Here is a 20,971-nt window from a genome sequence, read left to right on the forward strand (position 1 = left end):
CCTGGTTGAATGTGACCCCACAGAGGACACCAATGGGACCGGCCGGGGAAGTCACCGCGGGTGCTTGCAAATCAGCCCGGTGCATCGGCGAACGGTGTCCGTAAAATCCAACAACGTTCTTTTATGTGAAACGCTGTTCCTATAATGTGTGCTCACCCAAATTTGAATTTGCGCAAAATCGGGAATGGTGCAGGGCATGAACGAGCGGACTGAAATGCGGTTGGAGGATCTGCGTCTTGTCACCGGTCGCGGCCGGTATGTTTCCGATTTTATTGAGCCGGAGACCTGTTTCGCCGGATTTTTCCGCTCCGACGTCGCCAGTGGCAGGATAGAAGGGCTGGACGTTTCGCAAGCGCTTGGCATGCCCGGCGTGATCGCCGTATTCACCTCAGCGGATCTGGACGCCGATGGGATCGCGGCGATAGCGCATGTGGATCTGCCGCGCGACGACGGGCTTGCGTCGGAGCAGTTCCCGCAACCGATCCTGTCGGGCGAGGAGATCAAACATACAGGCGAGCCGATAGCGCTTGTCGTCGCCGAGACCCGCGAGAGCCTTGCGGCCGCCCTTGAAACCATTGTCCTCGATATCGGCGAACGGGATCCCGTGCAGGGTATCGCTTTCCTGCGCAGGCTTGGCGATGCGCAGGCGGTCAAGGAGGCTTTTGCCCGCGCCGCCCATCGCTCGACGGTGATGGTGGATATGCCCCGGGCAACGACCGCGGCGATGGAGCCGCGCGGAGCAATCGCCACGCCCGATGCAACGGGCGGCCTTCATTTCCGGGCGAGCACCCAGAACCCGTTCGCCATGAGAAACCAGATCGCGGGCCATCTTGGCTGGGACGAGGACAGTCTTCACGTGCAGGCGGACGATGTCGGCGGCTCCTTCGGCCTGAAGGGCGCCATGAGCCGTGAAGACGTTGCCTTGTGCTGGGCGGCGCGCCGTCTGGACAGGCAACTTGCCTGGTTGCCCGGCCGTTCGGAGAGCTTCCTGGCGGATGCCCAGGGGCGGGGCGCCAAGGGGCGCGTTTCGATCGCCCTGGACGAGCATTTCAGAATTCTCGCCGTGGAGGCGGATTTCGAGGTGGATGTGGGCGCCTATCCGGGCCGGCGCGCATTCGGCCTGGTCAACAACATCAACGGTCTCACGGGCATGTATGACATTCCCGCGGCGGCGGCCCGGGTGGTCGGTCGGTTGAGCGCCCGCGCCCCGCTTGCGCCCTTTCGCGGCAATGGCCGGCCCGAGGCGACCTATGCGATCGAAAAGGCGATCGATCAGGCCGCCCGCCAGCTCGGTATCAATCCGGTTGCCCTGCGCCGGAAAAACCTGATCCGGCCGGACGCCATGCCCGTCGTGACCGCGCTCGGCGCCAGAATCGACTGCGGCGATTTTCCCAAAGTCATGGACACGGCCCTGTCTCTCAACGAGGGAAACCAGGAGCGGCGCAAGTCCGCTCGGGAGCGGGGGCTGCTCTTCGGCCTTGGGATTGTCAACTGCATCGAATCGGCTGGCGGGCCGCTCAAGCAACCGAAGCCGGACTTTGCCCGAATTACCGTTGGTGAGGACGGCCGCGTGGTGGTGGCGCCCGGCGTCATGTCGGTCGGGCAGGGGCATGAGACCGCTCTGACCCACATGACAGCCGGGCGGCTGCAGATCGATATCGAACGAATTGACTACCGCAACGGCGATACAAGAGCGCTCAGTTTCGGACGCGGCAGTGGCGGGTCGTCCGGCCTGACCGTCGCGGGATCCGCCTTGTGGCAGGCGCTGGACAGGCTGCTGGACGAAGGGTGCGCCGATGCGGCGGCTGTGATGAACTGCCCGGTCCGGACCGTCATGTTCCGGGACGGTGCATTCCATCGCGAAGGGTCCAACGAGAGTGTTCCGCTGGAGCGGATCGCGGCGGCGAAACAAGATGGCAACTGGCAGGTGGAAACCAGCTTCACCCCGGCCGGGGCGACATTTCCGAACGGCACCCATATCTGCGAAGTCGAGATCGATCCGGAAACAGGTGAGACCCGCATCGTCCGCTATGTTGCCGTCGAGGACATCGGAACAATCATGTATCCGATGCTCGTCGAGGGGCAGCTTCATGGCGGCATAGCCCAGGGCCTGTCGCTCGGCCTCGGGGAGCGGATCATCTACGACGATGCGGATCAGCTTCTGACCGGATCGCTGATGGACTACCAGATGGCGCGGGCGGACAATCTACCCGACTTCTTTCTCGCCGGGGTCGAGGTTCCGACCGCTCTTAATCCGCTGGGCGTCAAGGGCGTCGGCGAGGCGGGAACGGTCGGAGCGACGGCGGCGCTTGCCTCGGCCGTTTGCGATGCGCTGTTCAGCGCGGGTGTATCCGAGTTTGAATTGCCGGCAACGCCTTCAAGGGTTTGGGAAGCCCTGCGCGATGCCCGTTCGGTGGAAAAAAGGTAAGGCCGGTCATGCCTGACTTTCTTCCGCAAAAGCTTTTCGGGTAAGCTCTCGCCCTGTACCCGGCCACGTCTTTCTCCTTCTCGCAAAAATCGCCATAAGCCCCTGCCCTTGCGGCAATCGGTGCCTTGCAAGTCGCTGACATCAGGGCCCGGCAAGCTGAAAATTAGCTGGCACAGCAAACTAATTCGTTCCTTTATGTGGATCACTGTCCCATTGACGGGAATACAAAAGCCGTCATACGCTGTTGTCAGGAAAAGCGGAGGACATAAAGTCGCAGGAAGTTGTTGTATTTTAGCAGGGCCTGATCGGGCACCCGGCCATGCGGTCGAAGGCGGCATATAGACCGGCGCTACCGTAGCCAATATTGCCGTGATCGGTCTCATCCAAAAACCGCCGTTCAAGCAGCAGTAAAAATACATCGCGCGAGAAACGCGCGGGCAATTTCATTTGCGTCCGGGTTTTAATATCGGGCCGCACTGGACCTGAAGTGAATTCCAAGGGAGGGAAATCATGAGAAGAACAGTACTCAAGGGCATGGCCGTCGCGCTGGTTGCCAGCGTCACCATTGGCCTGGGCGGTATTGCCCACGCGGAAGACGCGGCCGAGTTCTACAAGGGCAAGGCAATCAAGTGGATCGTTCCTTACAAGCCGGGCGGCGGATATGACGAGTACAGCCGCATGATCGCGCCGTATATGGAAAAATACACCGGCGCGCGCGTCGATATCGTCAACATGCCCGGATCCGGTGGCATGAAGGGCGCTGTTGAAATCTTCAATTCTCCGGCAGACGGTCTCCATATCGGCATTATCAACGGTTCGGCGATGATCACCAATGAACTCGCCGGTATCGAGGGCGCCAACTACAAGGTCGCCGACTACAATTTTCTCGGACGCATCGTGGCCGACCAGCGCGTCCTGGTGACCGGAACCAACAGCGGTATCGACTCCTTCGAGGACATGATGACCGACGGCAGCACCGCTGTGGTCGGCGCGACCGGCCTCGGCGGGTCGACCTACGTCGACGCGGTGATCGTCGGTGAAGCGTTCGGCATCGATCAGAAGGTCGTGCACGGATTCAATTCGTCGTCGGATATCCGCACCGCGATGCTGCGCGGCGATGTCCACGCCATGTGGGGATCGCTTGGATCCGCGGCCAAAGGCGTGACAGCCGGCGATCACAAGATCATCCTGCACGGCGAAAGAGAACCGTCAGGCATGCTTGCCGGGATTCCCAGTGTCTTTGACATGGCTGCCGAAGCTGAAGATGCCGATCGCAAGCTCGCTATCCTGGATGCATGGGATGGTCTTTCCGCGGTAGGGCGCCCCGTTGCTGCCCCTCCAGGTGTTCCCGCGGACCGTCTCGCGTTCCTGCGCGATGCATTCGCACAGGCCATGCAGGATCCGGAATTCGTCGCCAAGACGGAAGAGACCGGACGGGATATCGCCTTCGCCGACGGTGATCGCACAGGCAAGATCGCCAAGGCTTCGACCGATCTCGATGAGACCAACCGCGTTCTGTTTGTCAGGGCCATCAAGGGTGAACTCTAGACCGACAGACCTCCAGTCGGGTTCGATTGGAGGTCTGAAAGTTGATCGGTTTGAAGTGTTGGAGCATCTTGTCTGCGGTCAACTGAACGCGGGATGCTCCACGCCAGACCGGGCTCACGCCACCTGAAATGTATCCCCGCCTGGTGTGGGCGGGGAACGTGGTCCTTTTCCAGCCAATAGGAACTCCATGACCATCATCGAAGGCATGATGAGCGGCTTCCTGCAGTCGATCAGCCTGAGCGTCATACCGTATCTTTTTGTCGGGTCCCTGTTCGGTCTCGTCATCGGGGTCATTCCCGGTCTTTCCGGTCATTTTGCCATGGCGATGGCGGTGACGTTCCTCTACTCGATGGAACCGGGGGCTGGGATCGCGTTCATTCTGGGGGCGCACGCAACCGTTGCCCAGGGCGGCGGCCTGACCGCTATCCTGTTCTCCACGCCGGGCACGGGCCAGAACGCCGCGACGCTTCTGGACGGGCCGCCGATGCGGGACAAGGGCCAGGCCGGCTATGCGGTGGGAGCCGCCATGGCCGCCTGCTTTCTCGGTGCGACCTTCGGGGCGGTTTCCCTGGCGCTTCTCATACCCGTCCTGCGGCAGGTCGTGCTTTTCTTCGGCCCGCCCGAAATAGTCGTTCTCGCTTTCCTTGCTCTCACGTTCGTCGCGGTGCTGGGCAAGGAGGACATGACCCGAAGCCTGATCGCCGCGCTTCTGGGGCTTCTGCTTGCAATGATCGGGGTCGACAACGTCACCAATACCGAGCGCTTCACGATGGGGTCCGACCGCCTCTCCGACGGTCTGCCGCTTGTGCCTGTCATTCTGGGTCTTTTCGCCGTTGCCGAAATGATCGACCTGTGGGGGCGCGGTGGATCCCTGGCAAGGCACACGTCCGGGCCGCTGTCGGCACGCGATACCCAGAAACAGATTTTTGCGGGTATCCTGGTCACCTTCCGGCACTGGTGGCTGGTGCTCCGCTGCTCGGCGATCGGCACGGCCATGGGTCTTATTCCCGGCCTTGGTTCCGCCCCCGCCGCGTTTGTCGCCTATGGTCACGCCAAGCAAACCTCCAAAAACAAGAACGAGTTCGGCAAGGGAACCGTGGAAGGCGTCATCGCGCCCGAGGCATCCAACGATGCGGTCGAGGGCGGAGCGCTCGCCTCCACCATTGCGTTCGGGATCCCCGGATCGTCGTCCATGGCGATCCTGTTGTCCGGTCTGTTCATTCTGGGGCTCGAAACCGGTCCCCAGATGCTGAACGACAATGTCGACATCATCTTCATCATGATCTTCACGATCATCATCGGCAACCTGATCGGCACGATCGTCGGCATGTTCCTCGTCAACCCTCTCAGCCGGGCAACGTCGATCAGGTCCGAGATCATGGTGCCGGTTCTTCTGATGGTTATCGTGACCGGCGCCTTCGCCGGGGAGCGGTCGCTGTTCGACATCGGCATCGCGTTGTTCTTCGGCGTCTTCGGGTACGTCATGAAAATTCTGAACTATTCGCGCGCGGCCCTGCTGATCGGCTTCGTGCTCGGATTTGCGGTCGAGAAGAACCTCTATCTGGCTCTGCTGCTGGATGGTCCGTTCTTCTTCACCGAACCGATCCCGCTGGGCCTGTCCCTGTTCACCATTCTGTTTCTGGCGCTCAACATCCGGTCTGTCTACCGTGACCGGCGGGAGGTGAAGGCATGAGCGAGAACGCCAACGAGACCGGCCGGCCGCTTTCCGAGGTGGAAGAAACGGAAAAGGCGAAGGGCCATCTGGCGAATATGATCACGCTGGAGATCCTGTTTCTCACGGTCATCGGCATAGCGGTGGTCGCCGCCTTTTTCGAAGCGCGCACCTATCAGCTTGTCTCCTCGCGCACGCCCTTCGTGATCATGGTGCCCTTGTTCGCGCTTATCGTCTTTCACGCGCGGCGGATGTGGTCCGTAAGAGGACGGTCGGATTTCACCCATCGCTTGAAGTTGGCGGCCACGGGGCAACTGGCCAATCTCAACCGGACGGTCGTGATTTCGATCTGGATGGTCGTGCTGCTGGCCCTGATAACGGTTCTCGGCCACTACGCCGCAATCCTGATCTTCGGCTTCGGGTTGATGCGCGTTGTCGCGAAGCAGGGATTGAAGGTTTCCATCCTCGTCGCCCTAGGGACGACCCTGATGATCTACTTCATTTTCGAGATCGGATTTAACGTCGAACTCTACCGCGGTCTGATCTGGCGTTATTTCGCGGGGTACCGGGACTTCTGATCCTGACCGAATGATCCTGAACGATCGGGAAGGGCGCGCCGGAAATCTTTCCGGCGCGCTTTTTCGTAGGGCTTTATACCCCGCCCTTGGTATTGCGTTTGACGGCGCTCTCGCGTCCCTGGCGCGGGTCGGTATGGACATCGACGAGATAGGGACGTCCGGCCCGCAACGCGTCAACGGCGCAACGCATCGCGGCTTCCAGGTGTTCAACGGTCTTGACCGGCCCGGACGCCTCCACACCCTGGGAACGGGCCAGGCCGGCAAGATCGGGCGCCGGGTCGTCGAGACGCTGCCCGACCCAGGCATTCGCCGGGTTTCGGCTGCGCCGCAGGGCGATGTTTTCCTGATGCAGTTCGTCGTTGAAATAGCTGCGGTTGTTGGAAATCAGGAACAGGGCCGGTATCCGGTATTTGGCGGCCGTCCAGAGAGCGTTGATGCTCATGAGGGTATCGCCGTCGCCGAGCGAGCCGACGACGAGCTGGTCTTCGGTGCGCAGCGCCAGAGCCGCGCCTATGGTCAGGCCCGGACCGCTGCCGATGCCGCCGCCGCCATCCTTGCCCAGATAATCCAGCGGCTGTTCGTGCGGCCACAGATCGACCGGCCAGCCGCGCGAAAGGGCGGCGAAGGTAACGGGCGTATCGCCCACCGCGGCCTTGAGCGCTCTGGCGATATCGCGGTTCGTGAGCGCGCCGCCCATGACGTCCTTTGGAGATGCGGCCGCCGGGATCCGCGCGGCCGATCCGGCCGGGCCGTCCGGGAGAGCCGCGAGGATCGCCCGGACCGCCGCGTCGGCGGAACAATTCAGGTCGATGTCGATCGGCGGCAGGCCAAAATGCTCCTGCCCCCAACCGCGATGAAGCTGCCCGTCGAGGCTGGCGTGGATGATGGCCGCCTGCGGGGCGGTGTCTGCGAACGCCTGTTTGAGAATACCTCCAAGGTCGATCCAGCCGAGGCTCAGGATCGCATCGGCATTTTCCAGAACCTGCCGGGCAACCGGCGACAGCTTGTTAAAGGGCACACCTGCGTGCAGCCGATGGGCGGTCGGCACCATCGCTCCTGCCTTCAGGTCGGAAACCATGGCGGCACCCAGCCGTTCCGCCAGCGCGACGCGGTTTTCCATCGCGTCTTCGCTGCGGGCGCCCCGGCCGAAAAGGATCACCGGATTTTTCGCTTTGGCCAGTATCTTGATCGCGTCGCCGAGCTTGTCCGGGTCGGGGGCGGACGGTGCGGCGGGTGCATAGCGGCCGGGGCCGGGCAGGGAAATGGCGGTTGGCAACGGCGCCTCCTGGTCGCCCGCATCCAGGTTGATATAGACAGGGGCCATGGGCTCGGTCATGGCGATCTTCCAGCCCCGTAGCATGGCTTCCGGAATAGCGGCGGCGGACCCAGGCTGGTCGTCCCACTTCAGGAAGTTGCGCACCAGAGCGGCCTGGTCCTGGGCGGTGTGTAGCCAGTCGATCCAGGGACGGCGTTCGGTGGCGTCCATCGGCCCGGTGGCGCCCAGGATCAGCATCGGAGCACGATCGGCGAAGGCGTTGAAGATCGCCATCGTGCCGTGCATCAGCCCGACATTGGAGTGCAGGGCGACAGCCATCGCGCGTCCGGTTGCCTTGGCGTAGCCATGGGCAATCGCGACCGCGTGTTCCTCATGCAGGCACACGAGCATCTCCGGCGCGGTATTTCCAAGGTGGTTCACCAGACTGTCGTGCAGACCCCTGTAGCTGGCGCCCGGGGTAAGAGCGATATAATCGATCCCGAGGCGGTGCAGCATGGCCGCGGCGACGTCTGAGCCCCAGGCCATCTCGCTGTCGATGGGGCCCGCCACCGGCTCTGCCTTCCAGCAGTTTCTTGTCTCTCCGTCCATAGTCCCTCAGCATGTTACGTTATGTGGAACGCTGTTCCGCTATTATGATCGCTTCTCCCGGCCTGTCAAAATCGAATTTCCACGCTCGCAAGATTCTGTCCTTAATGTTCCTTTATGCGGAACACTATTCCAAAAGCTTGACCGGTGGCGTCTAAATGGGCAGGATGATCGTCAAAACAACGGGAGGGAACTGCAGCCGATGTCGCATTTCGTGGACGACGCGCCTCAATGGCATGAACCTAAGCACGGAGAGCGCGCGGGCTTCGGAAAATTCGGCCAGCCGCAATCCGATTACGACCGCTTCATGGAGGCGGACGGTATTCCCGTTTTCCGGGGCGTCGGCATCTCGAAGGTTCAGAACTTGCCGCTCGTGAATTGGCCGCGCATGGGAGGACGCGGGTCCTACATCCAGCTGCACGGCACCGAAGGAAAGTGGGGCAACTACGTTGTCGAAGTTCCGGCCGCAGGCGCGCTCAATGTCGAAAAGCACATCTACGAGGAGATCTACCTTGTTGTGGAAGGCCGCGGGTCGACCGAGGTCTGGATGGAGGAAGGCGGGCCGAAGCACGTCTTCGAATGGCAAACCGGTTCGCTGTTCTCCATACCTGTCAACGCTTACCACCGCATCGTCAACGCCACGAATTCTCCCGCCTTGCTTCTCGGCGGCACGACCGCGCCGAACCTGATGAACCTGATCGGCGACAAGGATTTCATCTTCAATTGTCCTTACGGGTTCATGAGCCGGTTTTCCGCCGACCGGGACTTCTACAAGCCCAACGAAGAAATCGAGCCCGACCCCATCCGGGGGCTCGCCATGCGGCGCACGAACCTTGTGCCCGATGTCATGAATTGCGACCTCCCGCTCGACAATCGCCGTTCGCCCGGCTACCGGCGCGTCGAACCCTTCATGACGGCCAACAAGTTCTATCTGTGGATCGGCCAGCACGAGACCGGCAAATACTCAAAGGCGCACGCCCACACCTCTGCCGCCGTGCTGGTTTGCGTGAAGGGCAAGGGCTACACCTACACCTGGCCGGAAGAGTGCGGAGTCAATCCCTGGAAGGACGGTCATGCGGACCGGGTCAAGCGGGTCGATTATGAACCCGTAGGATTGGTCAGCGCGGCTCCGGGCGGCGCGCGCTGGTATCACCAGCACTTCAACACATCTTCCGAACCGTTCCGGCTGAGCGCCTGGTTCGGGCCCAATCATCCGAGCCTGGTGACGGGACTGCCGCCCGGCGAAAAGCAGATCGACTATACGGCGATGGATGTGACCGAAGGCGGCACGTCCATACCCTACTGGATGGAAGACCCGCATATCCGCTCGGAATTCGAGGAACATATCGGCCGTACGGGCGCCAAGAGCAGGATGGACCCGGTCCTCTACGACAAACCGGCAACGGTATGATTCCGCAGAAAACCTCCACAGGCGTCCCGGGTTCCGCGCGGCGAATGCAATTTACAAATGCCGCCCGGAACCTGATCGAGGAAGACGAGATCGAACTGACCAGTGTCGGCGTCGATATCGGGTCCTCCACATCGCATCTGATGTTCTCCAAAATCGTGCTGGAGCGCCGGGACGCGAATTACGTCGTTTCCAGACGGGAGGTTCTGTTCGAATCCGACATCATGCTGACACCCTATGCGGCCGGACAGACCATCGATGCGTCAGCGCTGGGGGCCTTCATCGAGGCGCAATACCGGTCCGCGGGGTTCGCCTTTGAGGATATCGATGCCGGAGCCCTGATCCTGACCGGCGTTGCCGTCCGGCGGGCAAACGCGCGCGCCATCGCGGAACTGTTCGCCGCCGAGGCTGGAAAATTCGTCGCCGTCAGCGCAGGCGATGCCCTGGAAACGCTGATGGCGGCACAAGGATCGGGTGCGGCCGCACTTTCGGGAAAAGGAGAGCGGATCGTCAACATCGATGTTGGCGGGGGCACCACCAAGATTGCTCTTTGCGACGCCGGCCGGGTGATCGGACGAACTGTGGTGGAAGTCGGCGCGCGTCTCGTTGCCTATGATCGTGACGGCTGCATCGTCCGGCTTGAGCCTTTCGGCGCGCGTCATCTTGCCGACGCGGGGATTGACGCGAGAGTCGGTTCGAGGCTGACGTCCGAGCAGCGGGAGCGTGTTGCCGGAAAGATGGCTGACCGGGTATTTTCCGCACTCATGGGCGAGGACCTCGGTGACCTGCTTCGCATGCCACAGCTTGATCGTCCTTTGGACAAAACCTCCGTTGTCTTTTCCGGAGGTGTGTCGGAGTTCATCTCCAAAGACGGCGAGGCGACCAGCGACGATCTCGGTCCCGAACTGGCGGTCGCGCTGAAGAAACGCATCGGTGCCTGGGCGCATTCCATCCTGCCGGCCCGCCAGGGTATTCGGGCAACGGTTGTCGGCGCCTCGCAATATACGGTTCAGGTCAGTGGCTCGACCATTTTTCTGGATCCGCCCACCGCCTTGCCCTTGCGAAACATGCCGGTGATCGCACCGGACCTGGACCTCGGCGAGGACATCGACGCACAGGCGGTTACCCGCGCGGTCGAAGAGGCGCTCCTGCGTATGGGGCAGGAAACCGGTTCGCAGCCGGTCGCGGTCGCTCTGCCCTGGAAGGGATCGGCGACCTACGTCCGATTGTCGGCTGTCGCGCGCGGCCTGGTGCGCGGCCTTCGCCGCCATCTCGATGAAGGGCATCCCCTTGTCCTGGTCATCGAAGGCGATGTCGGTGGTCTGCTCGGCATGCAATGCCGTGCGGAAGAGACAGTGCCCGGCGCCATCGTCTCCCTAGACGGCATCGGCCTTTCGGAATTCGATTTCATCGACGTCGGCGAAGTGATCCGCGCGACAGGTGCGGCCCCAGTGGTCGTCAAATCCCTTGTGTTTCCGAGCGAATGACGTGCGATGAGTGATATCGATCTTGTTCCGGAGAAAATTCGTTCCCTTTGGCCTCCGGTCATCCTGATGCTTTTGTCCGCCGCCTTCACCGCGTGGGCGCAGCGATACGGTGACACACCGAGGTTGATGCCGACGCTTGCGGGCGTGGCGACAACCGTTTTGGCTTTGCTCGATCTGCTGTCCCGTTTCGACAACAGGCTCGGTGCCGGGCTGCGGCTGGCCCTTGGGGCTGATTTCCGCAACCGGGAGATGACCCATGACCCGGCTGTCGCAAGGGAGGCGGGCCAGATCGGCTGGATGGTGGCCTGTGTCGTGGCGATGCTGGTAATCGGCATCCTTCCCGCCATCCCCCTTTTCATCACCCTCTACATGCGCTTCTGGGGCCGGCAGCCGTGGATACCCTCGCTGATCGCGGCCTTTGTCGTCCTGGGTTTCGTCTCCGTCGTTTTCGAGGTGCTGCTCGACTACACGCTCTATCGCGGCGTCCTGTTCGATCCGAAAGGATTTCATGCCTGGTAGGGCAGGCAGGACAGGGGCCGTAGACGCCTTCAACAACAACCAGAAATCGCGGCTTGTTTCGCACGCGGTCGGACACACTAGAGAGGAGAATACAAATGCGTAACCGCTTTATTCGCAGCCTGACGGTTGCTGCCGCGGCGCTTGTGGCGTGCACCGGCATCGCTTCGGCGGAATGGCCGGAAAAACCGATCACCTTCGTTGTGCCCTATAGCCCCGGCGGCGGCTTCGACGCCTATGTCCGCGCGGTCGCTCCGGAAATGGAAAAGATCCTGGGCACAGAGGTCGTTGTCGAAAACATTCCCGGCGCCGGAGGGCAGAAGGGCGCTTCGACCGTTTATCGCTCCGATCCCGATGGCTATACGATCGGCATCTGGAACGTGCCGGGCCTGACCGTTCCGCAACTGCTCGGTAAATCCACGGGCTACGACCTGACGGACGTGACCTGGATCGGCAATCTGGCGACATCGAACTATGCGCTGGCGGTCAAGGCCGATAGCCCGTTCAACAGCCTCAAGGAACTCTGCAGCCAGGGCAAGCCGTTCAAACATTCCGATACCGGTCCGGCCTCGACTTCGTCCGTGACCGCGCGTGTCGCGATGACGCTGATCGACTGTCCTATCCAGAACGTTACCGGTTACAAGGGCTCCACCGACACGATCATCGGCCTGATGCGCGGTGAAGTCGATGCCACGATCAAGCCGCTTGCGCAGCTTTTGAAATATCGCAAGTCGGGCGATGTGAAGATCCTGATGACGTTCGAGGAGACGCGCTCGGCGGAGGATATTCCGACCTCCACGGAACTGGGATATCCCGACTTCGCCAACTTCGACCTGCGCCGCATCGTCGGCGGCCCTCCGGGCATTCCGGCGGACATCCAGGAAAAGCTGTCCGCGGCGTTGCTTCAGGCAGCCGATGCACCTTCCGTTCAGGAGTGGGCGGCGAGTTCCAACAACGCCCTTGATCCGGTCGGCGCCGAGGAGGCGTCCGCGATCATGCAGCGTCTGATGGACTTTTACGGCTCCTACAAGGACGTGCTGGCGCAATAACCAGGCGTTTCCGAAGCGGGGTGGACCCGCTTCGGCTTTTTTTGGTGCGAACAGGGCAGGCGTGGCATGGGCTTTGATGTCCTCATCGATTCAATGGTTTCGGTCTTCAGCAGCGGATCGGCCATCTATGTGCTTTTGGGTGTGCTGCTGGGTCTGTGCTTCGGCGTCATTCCGGGGCTTGGTGGAACGACGGCGCTCGCGCTGCTGATTCCCGTGACATTCTCGATGGAAGCCCTCGATGCCATGTATCTGGCCGGTGGCGTGATGGGCGCCACGTCCTTTGGCGGTTCGATCACGGCCATCCTTTTGAATACGCCCGGCACGGCGCCCAATGCGGCGACGACTTTCGACGGCTATCCCCTGGCCCGACAGGGCAAGGCGGGACTGGCAATCGGAGCATCGGCCACCGCCTCCGCGCTTGGCGGATTGATTGGTCTGGTCACCCTGCTGTTCGTCATTCCCGTGGCGCGAAGTGTGGTCCTGGCCTTCGGTCCGGCGGAATTCTTCCTTTTGACCATGCTGGGGCTGGTCGCGATCGCCGTTTCATCACGCGGCAAGCTGCTTCGCGGTTTGATCGCCGGCGGCTTCGGACTGATGCTTGCCTTCGTCGGCACCGATACGGTGTCCGGAGAGCTCCGGTTTACACTCGATACGGATTACCTCTGGGACGGGATCCCGCTTGTACCGACCCTGACGGGCATGTTCGCGATTTCCCAGATGATAGAACTCGGTCTCAAGGGCGGGTCCGTTGCGGGAGCGGTCGGGGATGCCCGCCAGAAGATCTCAGGCGTATGGGACGGGGTCAAAGCGGTCTTTGTCCACTGGCCGGTGCTGCTGCGCGGATCCGCCATCGGAACGATAATCGGCGCCGTTCCGGGGCTTGGCGGCACTGTCGCGGCCTTCATGGCCTATTCGTCGACCGTCCAGTCCTCACGGGATCCGGAATCCTTCGGCAAGGGCAATATCGTGGGTGTGATCGCGCCGGAAAGCGCCAACAATGCAAAGGATGGCGGCTCGTTGGTGCCGACGGTCGCTTTCGGTATTCCGGGCAGCGCGGAGACGGCGCTCTTTCTGGGAATTCTGGTGCTGCATGGTATCGATCCGGGACCATCGATCCTGCTCGACAACCAGCAGGAGGTCTATGGCCTGATCGTTGCCCTGACCCTGTCGGCCGTGGGGGCTTCCATTATCGGCCTGATGTTCTCCAGGTGGCTGGTGCTCATAACCTACGTCAACGTTCACGTCCTGGTGCCCGTGGTGGTCACGGTCTCGCTGACCGGGGTCTATGTGCTCGACGGCAAGCCCGGCGATGTGATCCTCGCCATGATCATGGGGATCGTCGGTTACATGATGCTGCGGTTCGACTATCCGCGCCTGACGCTGGTCATAGCGCTCGTTCTGGGGGAGACCGCCGAAAGGTCTTTCCATCAGACGCAGATGATTTCCGACAATGATATGCTCGGTTTCATGGCCGGGCGGCCGCAGTCCCTGATCCTGATCGCGCTGACCGTGTTGACACTTCTGTTGCCGGCGCTGCGCAGGATCCGTATTGCTCGATGAACGTAAATCCGGGATCGGAATGAGCATGAGCGAACTGGACCGATGGGAAAATCGCTTCGCCGCGCGCGAATATGTTTTCGGCACCGCGCCCAACGCGTTTCTGGCCCGCCAGGCGCCGCGGCTGAAGGCGGGCCTCAGGGCACTGTCGATCGCTGACGGCGAAGGCCGCAACGGCGTATGGCTGGCGGAGCAGGGACTGCAGGTGACCTCCCAGGATTTTTCACCGCGGGCGCAGGAAAAGGCGCGCGCCCTGGCAAGGCAGCGGGACGTCGAGCTGGACTTTTTCCTTGGCGATCTTCTGGAGTTCGACTGGCCGGATGCCGGATACGATGTGATCGTCGGCATCTTCTTCCAGTTTCTCGCGCCCGATGACCGCGCGCGTGTCTTCGAAGGGATCAGGTCCGCTGTCAGGCCGGGAGGTCTCGTGTTGATCGAAGGCTATGGTCCGAAGCAGCTGGAATACAGGACCGGTGGTCCGGGAAAGCTCGAAAAGCTTTATACCGGAGAGTTGCTGAAGGCGGCCTTTGAGGGGTTCTCCGAGGTCGACGTCCAGGTTTATGACGCGGAAGTCTCGGAAGGCGCCGGGCACGTGGGTCTTTCGGCGCTGGTCGATTTGATCGCAAGGCGCTGAGACGGCAACAGGGTCAGTCTTCCGGCGCTTCGATAACGACAGCGGTATCGTGGGCCACGACCTTGTAGGTCTTCAGGTTCACGATGCAGGGCGGAGCGACGACGGTGCCGTCACGGATGTCGAACCTGCCCTGATGAAAATCGCATTCAATGACATGCCCGTCGAGTTCCCCTTCCGAGAGAGAGCCGGGCCCGTGGGTGCACAGATCGTTGGTAACGTAGAACTGTCCCTCGACACGATAGACCGCGAGTTCCAGGTCGCCTGTCTCCACCTTGTGTATGCAGCCTTCCTCGACCGCATCCTTGGGACAGAGTTCAATGAGATTTTCCGTCTCGGGCATGTCTACCTCGCAGCTTCGTTCCCTAAATTCAAATATCGGAACAACGTTCCGTATGCAAGAACAAATGACACTCCGGATCGATCTCTGAGTATGGCAAATTCACCTCTTCGGGTGATTTTGTAATGTTCCGCATAGAAGAATGTTGTTCTTTTATTGATGAACGTTTAGAAATGAAGCGAAAGAGGAGGCGGTTCGATGAACAAGAAAACCGACGGGAACGAAGAGACGGCGCCAGCCGTTTCCGATAAACACGATCATGGGCCCGAGGGCTACTATCACAGCCAGAAGGACCGCATTTTTGTCCGGCCGGTCCAGGGGGAATACAATCTTACCCATGAGCTTGACAGGCTTCGCTCGATGCCGCGCGTGCGCAAGGCCAGTGAGATCAAATTTGTCGATGGCCCCCAGGCCTACAGCCGCCATTATGTCGAACCCAAGGACGGCATCACGCAGCTCTTCCACATTCATCTTGAGGAATACGGCCCAGGCGGGAAGAGCCAGAAACATGGCCATGTGAACGAAGCGGCCTTCTACATTCTCGACGGCGAAGGCTACGAGATCCACGATGAACAGCGTTACGACTGGCAGGCAGGGGATATAGCCATCGTGCACAACAATTGCGTGCACCAGCATTTCAACGCCTCCGACACGAAGCCCGCTCGCGCGCTTGTGCTGAAAACCAAGCCGATGTTCGTCTTCATGAACATGCTTTTCCAGAAGACGGTCGAACCGCGGTCCACGGTACCGGCCCCCGGCGGCGAAAAATTCGAGGTTCGCGAGGAAGAGCACGACCACAATCATCCCGAGGAAGGTTATTGAACATGGCGTGGGGAGAAACCGGAGTCTGGATCGACGGCGAAGAGAATATGCCGCTGTACCAGAACCTGCTCGACGATGCGGCGAGCGCGCCGGAGCGAAACGCCCGGCGCAACAAGATCGTGCGGCCGGATGAAATGCCTTGGGAAATGTCCCGTCAGGGTCTCTTGAAACACCTGATCAATGAAGCCATGAACACCCGGATGGAAACGGTGGATGCCTACATGCAGATCATTCCTCCGGGTTCGAAGTCGGGCAAACACCGGCATCTGGCCGAGGAATGCCTGTATGTGGTCGAAGGGCACGGCTACGACCTGCACCAGGACTGCGATGTCGAGATTACGGATGTGTATTTCTGGAAACCGCAGGACGAGATCAAGCGCTTCGACTATGAGGCCGGTGACGTGATCTACGTGCCGCCGAATACGATCCATCAGCATTTCAATGCCGATCCGGACCGGCCGCTTCGGCTGATTTCGGTGATCAATCGCATCTTCAAACAATGTGGTCTGAACGATCTGGAACAGATCGAGGACGCGCCGGAATACGATCCCTCGATTACGCTGTCGCCGGAAACGGTCCGCGCGTTCCTGCGCGTGAAATGACCCGGCCGGCCCGTACGCGGGCCGGCTTCCATCACAACTTATCGGTATCAGTCCATGCTTGGTGCGTTGCTTGCCTTCGCTTCGGCCGCTTTTTTCGGCCTCAACAACGCAACCATCCGGCGGGGCGTGCTGAAAGGCTCCGTCCTGCAGGCCATGGCGGTCACGGTGCCGCTCGGAATTCCGCTCTTCATCGTCTTCGCCGTCTTCATGGACGGGTTCACGGCGTTGGAGGACTGGTCCCTCGACGCCTGGATGTGGATGGTCCTGGCGGGCGTGGTGCATTTCGTGATCGGACGATATGGCAACTACCGGGCAACCCAGGCGCTGGGCTCGACGCTTTCGGCTCCTGTCCAGCAATTGTCCATCCTGATCGCGCTTTTCCTCGGATTCCAGTTTCTCGGCGACACGGTGAACACGGTGAATGTCGTCGGCATTCTGCTGGTGATCGTGGGGCCGATGATGTTGATGCGCCGCAGGAAGGCAGCGGTAAGCCGCGGCAAGGAAAAAGGGTTCGAACCGCAATATCTGGCCGGTATGGTCTGGGGTGTCATCTGCGCCATCGGCTATGGCACGAGCCCGCTGTTCATTGCTTTCGGCCTCGGAGCCGAGGGCACCCTTGCCGACAGCACGGCAGGCGTGCTGGTGTCCTATGTCGCCGCGTCCATCGTGGTCGTGCTGCTGGTGCTGGCCGCGGGCGGACGCACTTACATGGCAACGCTCGACCGGGCATCGTTCGGCTGGTTTCTCCTGTCGGCGCTCTTCGTCGCCTTGTCGCAGATGTTACGCTATCTGGCCCTCGCGGTCGCACCGATCTCCGTGGTGGTGCCGATCCAGCGGCTTTCGGTGGTGTTCCGCCTGATCTTCAACGCGGCGCTCAACCGTGAACATGAAATTCTCGATACCTGGGTGATCGGATCGATCCTTCTGTCTGTCCTTGGCGCCGCTGCCGTCGCCACGGATACCCAAGTGCTGCTGGGCCTGTTCGGGCTCAGCGACGCGCTAGTCGGGCTTTTGTCGGCACCGCTGTTCTGACAATTCCGAAGAAAGCGGGAAATCGATACCCGTTGCGCGCGGTTTTCCTTTGGGCGGGCCCGGCTTCGGGCTATCCTTGTTCCTTGTTCCTTGTTCCTTGTTCCTTGTTCCTTGGCCGTGTGGACGAATTGGAGACGCATTTCGTGAGACAAGAGGCGAGAGATGGCGGGGAAAGATCCGCGGAGCGTATCGGCGATACGTTCAAGGGTCCTTTGGCGTCAGGTCGAAGTCTCTTGTCTCACCCGAAGGGCCGGGCCCGCAGCGCCCAATCCCCGCGCCAATCCGTCTTGATGATGCGCCCGCATCACCTGCGCCGGCTTGACTTGATCTTGAACGATGCAGCTCCCGGCGAAATGCATCTCCAATTCGTCCACACGGCCTAGACGGGGGAGGCTTGCCATAAATCTGAAGCAATTGATCTATTTCCAGAAAGCGCTCGAGACTGGAAACATCACCCAGGCTGCCGCCGAGTTGCATGTCGCCCAGACCGCGCTCGGCATCCAGATCCGCAACCTGGAAAGCGAGCTTGGTGTGCCGCTTCTGGAGCGCCATTCCAGAGGCGTGCGCGCCACGCCCTGCGGAGACGTTCTGAGCCAGTACGCCGAGGAAATCATTTCCCGGGTGGAACAGGCCAAGCGCGCGGTCCGGGAAAGGGCCGGTTCGGGAACGAAGACCATTACGCTGGGGCTCACCCCGAGCATCGTACGGCTTGTGGGGGACGAGATCCTGACGGACCTGTCACACATGCTGCCGGGCGTTTCGCTGGCTGTCGTGGAGGATTTCAGCATCGTCCTGATGCGGCAGCTCGAGCGGGGGGAACTGTCCTGCGCGTTGACCTTTGCGCAGCACACCGATCCCCGGTTCACCCGCCGCGCTCTCCTGGAAGAAGAGCTGTTCCTGATTACGGCGAACGAAACGGACGGAGACACCGGTGAGATTACCTTCCGAGACGCGATCGCTCACGAATTGGCGCTCTGCGCGGAACGCGATGTGGTCACCATGAGTGTCACTGAAATCGCCACCCGGCTGGGCGTTCCCCTGCAGGTCGCCTATCAGGTGCAGTCGCTGCGCGCGGTCAAGAACCTGGTCGCCAAGGGCGTCGCGGCGACGATCATGCCCTATGGTGCGGCGGAAGGTGAATTGCGCAAAGGCGAATTCATCGCCAGGCACATCGTTTCACCAGCCATCGTGCGGACGCTCGCAATCGTCATTCCGCGCGATCGCGGCGCGGCAGGGCTGGGGCCGGAGTTCGATGCGTTCATCGATGCGGTCGCGGACAGGCTGCACGCCGCCAGGGGGCCGGTGACCCGGCGCCTCTGAAACGGGTCAGGCGGCTTCGCGGCCCTTGAAAACGGCATCCATGGCAACGCTCGGCAGCTCTGCCCGGGTCACACCCATGAGGGCCAGTTCATTGTCCGACTTGGCGCTCAGATGGGTGTAGAGCAGATACGCCCGGTAGCCGGAAACCAGACCCAGGGGATCGAAGTTCGGACGCTTCGGCGTGATGGATTTGATGACGTCCTGCAGCTTTATGACCGGAGCGTCAAAAACAGTTGAAATGGTCATGTTCTTTTCCTGTGTCATACGCTTTATGCTGCATAGCAATATAGTGCGGAAAAGCTACCAAACAACTGTTTTATATCAACTGCATGCCAGACTTGCAGCGGATGCAGGGCTCTTTATTTTGCGCTGCACCCACCAAAATTTCAATGCCCGAGGGCTTCCAGGGCCTTGTTAAGGCGGGGGTAAACGGTGCGGGCATTTTGTTCGAACACCTTGCGCCGATCCTCCTCGCTCAGGGCGAGCGCGTCGATATATCGCTTGGTGTCGTCGAAGTTATGCCCGGTCTCGGGATCGACGCCCTTGACCGCGCCGAACATCTCCGAGGCAAACAGGATATTGTCGATGTCGATGACCTTAAACAGAAGATCGATGCCGGGCTGGTGATAGACGCAGGTGTCGAAGAATACGTTTTTCATCACATGCTCGGACAGTTTCGGCTTGCCGAGCATGTCGGCAAGGCCGCGATAACGCCCCCAGTGATAGGGGACCGCGCCGCCTCCATGGGGAATGATCAGCTTAAGATCCGGGAAATCGGAGAACAGATCGCCGGCAAGGAATTGCATGAAAGCGGTGGTATCGGCGTTGATGTAATGCGCGCCGGTCATGTGGAAGTTCGGGTTGCAGCTGCCCGAGACATGGATCATGGCTGGAACTTCCAGCTCGACCATCTTTTCGAAGAACGGATACCAGGACCTGTCGGTCAGCGGTTTGCCGGTCCACATGCCGCCGGACGGGTCCGGATTGAGATTGCAGCCGACGAAGCCCAGTTCCAGAACGCAACGCTCCAGCTCCTCGATGGAGTTTTCGACCGGAACACCGGGAGACTGCGGCAACTGGCAGACGCCGATGAAATTCTCCGGAAAGAGCCGGGTCACCCGGTGGATCATGTCGTTGCACATGCGGGTCCAGGTTTTCGAAATCCCTTCGTCGCCGAGGTGATGGCCCATGCCCGATGCGCGCGGCGAGAAGATCGTCATGTCGGCGCCGCGGTCCTTGAGCGCCTTCAGCTGATTGTTTGCGACGCTTTCCCGGATATCGTCGTCGCTGATACCGGCCAGCGCGGGCTTCGGCGCCGACCGATCCTCGAAATGAGCTATCTGAGCTTTGCGGTATGCCAGGAATGCCGGCGGTTCCGTGGTGTAATGGCCGTGGCAGTCGATGATCATCCACTCACTCCTTTTCATAATCGGCCTGGGTCATATAGATCAGGCCCTTTTCGGCCAGCTTCGGCCGCATGTTGTTGATATCGATACCAAGTTCACCGGCTGCGTACCGCTGGCGGATGATCTCTTCCCGTTCTGTCCGGGCCCGGGATTTGTCGACAGCCTCCTGAGCCTTCAGGCGGGGGACGACCACGACGCCGTCGCTGTCCGCCACGATCACGTCCCCGGGATTGACGAGGGCGTCACCGCAGGAGACCGGCACATTGACGTCGCCGAGTGTTTCCTTGACCGTGCCATGGGCGCAGATCGAGCGCGACCAGACCGGGAAGCCGATTTTTTCCAGATCGTCGATGTCGCGGCAACCCGCGTCGATGATGAGGCCGCGCGCACCCCGGCTTTTCAGCAGGGTTCCCAGCAGGTCGCCGAAATAGCCGGCATGGGACTCGCCAATGGCGGCCGCCACGAGAATATCGCCTTGCCGGCATTGCTCGGCGGCCACATGGATCATCCAGTTGTCGCCGGGCGGCAGGGTGCAGGTCACGGCCGTGCCGCTGATCGCAGGGCCGCGGAAGACCGGACGGAGGCGCTGGTGCATCAGGCCGACCCGGCCCTGGGCCTCATGGACTGTGGCAACGCCATATTCGGCCAATGCGTCCGCGGCAGCGCGCTCGGCGCGTTTGATTTCGGTGACGACGACGGGCATCGAGTTTCCTT

Annotated in this window: 19 protein-coding genes; 14 read left to right on the plus strand and 5 right to left on the minus strand. The window is 61.1% G+C overall.

Annotation, left to right across the window (positions count from 1 at the left end; all coding sequences use genetic code 11):
* Positions 1-196 precede the first annotated feature (196 nt).
* The 4 genes from CLV41_RS04730 to CLV41_RS04745 all read left to right on the plus strand — a co-directional run bounded on the left by CLV41_RS04730 (position 197) and on the right by CLV41_RS04745 (position 6,226).
* Positions 197-2,428 (plus strand): xanthine dehydrogenase family protein molybdopterin-binding subunit, encoded by a 2,232-nt coding sequence (locus tag CLV41_RS04730; protein ID WP_170107113.1) that lies wholly within the window; start codon positions 197-199, stop codon positions 2,426-2,428.
* A gap of 510 nt (positions 2,429-2,938) precedes the next feature.
* Positions 2,939-3,976, plus strand: a complete 1,038-nt coding sequence (locus CLV41_RS04735) for a Bug family tripartite tricarboxylate transporter substrate binding protein (RefSeq protein WP_103221059.1) — start codon at positions 2,939-2,941, stop codon at positions 3,974-3,976.
* Positions 3,977-4,163: 187 nt separating this feature from the next.
* The gene (locus CLV41_RS04740) at positions 4,164-5,669 is read left to right on the plus strand and encodes a tripartite tricarboxylate transporter permease (RefSeq protein WP_103221060.1); all 1,506 of its coding nucleotides are present in this window, start codon (positions 4,164-4,166) and stop codon (positions 5,667-5,669) included.
* Entirely contained in the window at positions 5,666-6,226 is a 561-nt protein-coding gene (locus tag CLV41_RS04745; RefSeq protein WP_103221061.1) for a tripartite tricarboxylate transporter TctB family protein, read from the plus strand. Before CLV41_RS04740 ends, CLV41_RS04745 begins: the two co-directional genes overlap by 4 nt.
* A gap of 73 nt (positions 6,227-6,299) precedes the next feature.
* On the opposite strand, the gene CLV41_RS04750 is transcribed toward CLV41_RS04745, so the two are convergent.
* On the minus strand, positions 6,300-8,051 hold the full coding sequence (locus tag CLV41_RS04750; protein WP_235867053.1) for a thiamine pyrophosphate-binding protein: 1,752 nt from the start codon (positions 8,049-8,051) through the stop codon (positions 6,300-6,302).
* Positions 8,052-8,289: 238 nt separating this feature from the next.
* Between CLV41_RS04750 and CLV41_RS04755 the strand changes: the two genes are divergently transcribed.
* The 6 genes from CLV41_RS04755 (at position 8,290) to CLV41_RS04780 (ending at position 14,738) form a co-directional block, all read left to right on the plus strand.
* Positions 8,290-9,498 (plus strand): cupin domain-containing protein, encoded by a 1,209-nt coding sequence (locus tag CLV41_RS04755; RefSeq protein ID WP_103221063.1) that lies wholly within the window; start codon positions 8,290-8,292, stop codon positions 9,496-9,498.
* 44 nt (positions 9,499-9,542) lie between these two features.
* Positions 9,543-10,982, plus strand: a complete 1,440-nt coding sequence (locus CLV41_RS04760; RefSeq protein WP_208987272.1) for an ethanolamine ammonia-lyase reactivating factor EutA — start codon at positions 9,543-9,545, stop codon at positions 10,980-10,982.
* Between the two features lie 6 nt (positions 10,983-10,988).
* Complete coding sequence (locus CLV41_RS04765) at positions 10,989-11,501, plus strand: tripartite tricarboxylate transporter TctB family protein (RefSeq protein WP_103221065.1); 513 nt, start codon at positions 10,989-10,991, stop codon at positions 11,499-11,501.
* Between the two features lie 95 nt (positions 11,502-11,596).
* The gene (locus CLV41_RS04770; RefSeq protein WP_103221066.1) at positions 11,597-12,547 is read left to right on the plus strand and encodes a tripartite tricarboxylate transporter substrate binding protein; all 951 of its coding nucleotides are present in this window, start codon (positions 11,597-11,599) and stop codon (positions 12,545-12,547) included.
* A gap of 66 nt (positions 12,548-12,613) precedes the next feature.
* A complete protein-coding gene (locus CLV41_RS04775; RefSeq protein ID WP_208987273.1) occupies positions 12,614-14,107 on the plus strand; it encodes a tripartite tricarboxylate transporter permease in 1,494 nt (497 codons plus the stop codon).
* A gap of 25 nt (positions 14,108-14,132) precedes the next feature.
* Positions 14,133-14,738, plus strand: coding sequence for an SAM-dependent methyltransferase (locus CLV41_RS04780; protein WP_235867054.1), 606 nt, complete (start codon positions 14,133-14,135; stop codon positions 14,736-14,738).
* A 13-nt stretch (positions 14,739-14,751) separates the two neighbouring features.
* Here the strand turns inward: CLV41_RS04780 and CLV41_RS04785 are convergent, their stop codons facing one another.
* Positions 14,752-15,078 carry a non-heme iron oxygenase ferredoxin subunit gene (locus tag CLV41_RS04785; RefSeq protein WP_103221067.1) on the minus strand — a complete coding sequence of 109 codons (327 nt, stop codon included), beginning with the start codon at positions 15,076-15,078 and terminating at the stop codon, positions 14,752-14,754.
* 195 nt (positions 15,079-15,273) lie between these two features.
* Here CLV41_RS04785 and CLV41_RS04790 point away from each other — a divergent pair, with 195 nt between their 5' ends.
* The 4 genes from CLV41_RS04790 (at position 15,274) to CLV41_RS04805 (ending at position 18,851) form a co-directional block, all read left to right on the plus strand.
* Positions 15,274-15,897 carry a cupin domain-containing protein gene (locus CLV41_RS04790; protein ID WP_103221068.1) on the plus strand — a complete coding sequence of 208 codons (624 nt, stop codon included), beginning with the start codon at positions 15,274-15,276 and terminating at the stop codon, positions 15,895-15,897.
* 2 nt (positions 15,898-15,899) lie between these two features.
* A complete protein-coding gene (locus tag CLV41_RS04795; protein ID WP_103221069.1) occupies positions 15,900-16,499 on the plus strand; it encodes a cupin domain-containing protein in 600 nt (199 codons plus the stop codon).
* Positions 16,500-16,553: 54 nt separating this feature from the next.
* A complete protein-coding gene (locus tag CLV41_RS04800; protein ID WP_103221070.1) occupies positions 16,554-17,531 on the plus strand; it encodes a DMT family transporter in 978 nt (325 codons plus the stop codon).
* Positions 17,532-17,945: 414 nt separating this feature from the next.
* Positions 17,946-18,851 (plus strand): LysR family transcriptional regulator, encoded by a 906-nt coding sequence (locus tag CLV41_RS04805; RefSeq protein WP_170107114.1) that lies wholly within the window; start codon positions 17,946-17,948, stop codon positions 18,849-18,851.
* A 6-nt stretch (positions 18,852-18,857) separates the two neighbouring features.
* Here CLV41_RS04805 and CLV41_RS04810 read toward each other — a convergent pair whose 3' ends face one another.
* From CLV41_RS04810 to CLV41_RS04820, 3 genes are all read right to left on the minus strand, one after another.
* Complete coding sequence (locus tag CLV41_RS04810) at positions 18,858-19,097, minus strand: hypothetical protein (RefSeq protein ID WP_103221072.1); 240 nt, start codon at positions 19,095-19,097, stop codon at positions 18,858-18,860.
* Between the two features lie 140 nt (positions 19,098-19,237).
* Entirely contained in the window at positions 19,238-20,260 is a 1,023-nt protein-coding gene (locus CLV41_RS04815; RefSeq protein WP_103221073.1) for an amidohydrolase family protein, read from the minus strand.
* Positions 20,261-20,264: 4 nt separating this feature from the next.
* Positions 20,265-20,960 (minus strand): 4-carboxy-4-hydroxy-2-oxoadipate aldolase/oxaloacetate decarboxylase, encoded by a 696-nt coding sequence (locus tag CLV41_RS04820; protein WP_103221074.1) that lies wholly within the window; start codon positions 20,958-20,960, stop codon positions 20,265-20,267.
* Positions 20,961-20,971 lie beyond the last annotated feature (11 nt).

The organism is Roseibium marinum, from assembly GCF_002906165.1.
Taxonomy (GTDB): Bacteria; Pseudomonadota; Alphaproteobacteria; order Rhizobiales; family Stappiaceae; genus Roseibium; species Roseibium marinum.

What these genes read in the sequence shown, in the direction of transcription:
- CLV41_RS04755 (WP_103221063.1), top strand. Translation starts at nt 8,290, where the DNA reads ATGTCGCATTTCGTGGACGACGCGCCTCAATGGCATGAACCTAAGCAC.
- CLV41_RS04745 (WP_103221061.1), top strand. Translation starts at nt 5,666, where the DNA reads ATGAGCGAGAACGCCAACGAGACCGGCCGGCCGCTTTCCGAGGTGGAA.
- CLV41_RS04775 (WP_208987273.1), top strand. Translation starts at nt 12,614, where the DNA reads ATGGGCTTTGATGTCCTCATCGATTCAATGGTTTCGGTCTTCAGCAGC.
- CLV41_RS04815 (WP_103221073.1), bottom strand. Translation starts at nt 20,260, where the DNA reads ATGATCATCGACTGCCACGGCCATTACACCACGGAACCGCCGGCATTC.
- CLV41_RS04760 (WP_208987272.1), top strand. Translation starts at nt 9,543, where the DNA reads ATGCAATTTACAAATGCCGCCCGGAACCTGATCGAGGAAGACGAGATC.
- CLV41_RS04765 (WP_103221065.1), top strand. Translation starts at nt 10,989, where the DNA reads ATGAGTGATATCGATCTTGTTCCGGAGAAAATTCGTTCCCTTTGGCCT.
- CLV41_RS04810 (WP_103221072.1), bottom strand. Translation starts at nt 19,097, where the DNA reads ATGACCATTTCAACTGTTTTTGACGCTCCGGTCATAAAGCTGCAGGAC.
- CLV41_RS04735 (WP_103221059.1), top strand. Translation starts at nt 2,939, where the DNA reads ATGAGAAGAACAGTACTCAAGGGCATGGCCGTCGCGCTGGTTGCCAGC.
- CLV41_RS04770 (WP_103221066.1), top strand. Translation starts at nt 11,597, where the DNA reads ATGCGTAACCGCTTTATTCGCAGCCTGACGGTTGCTGCCGCGGCGCTT.
- CLV41_RS04790 (WP_103221068.1), top strand. Translation starts at nt 15,274, where the DNA reads ATGAACAAGAAAACCGACGGGAACGAAGAGACGGCGCCAGCCGTTTCC.
- CLV41_RS04780 (WP_235867054.1), top strand. Translation starts at nt 14,133, where the DNA reads ATGAGCGAACTGGACCGATGGGAAAATCGCTTCGCCGCGCGCGAATAT.
- CLV41_RS04800 (WP_103221070.1), top strand. Translation starts at nt 16,554, where the DNA reads ATGCTTGGTGCGTTGCTTGCCTTCGCTTCGGCCGCTTTTTTCGGCCTC.
- CLV41_RS04785 (WP_103221067.1), bottom strand. Translation starts at nt 15,078, where the DNA reads ATGCCCGAGACGGAAAATCTCATTGAACTCTGTCCCAAGGATGCGGTC.
- CLV41_RS04820 (WP_103221074.1), bottom strand. Translation starts at nt 20,960, where the DNA reads ATGCCCGTCGTCGTCACCGAAATCAAACGCGCCGAGCGCGCTGCCGCG.
- CLV41_RS04730 (WP_170107113.1), top strand. Translation starts at nt 197, where the DNA reads ATGAACGAGCGGACTGAAATGCGGTTGGAGGATCTGCGTCTTGTCACC.
- CLV41_RS04740 (WP_103221060.1), top strand. Translation starts at nt 4,164, where the DNA reads ATGACCATCATCGAAGGCATGATGAGCGGCTTCCTGCAGTCGATCAGC.
- CLV41_RS04795 (WP_103221069.1), top strand. Translation starts at nt 15,900, where the DNA reads ATGGCGTGGGGAGAAACCGGAGTCTGGATCGACGGCGAAGAGAATATG.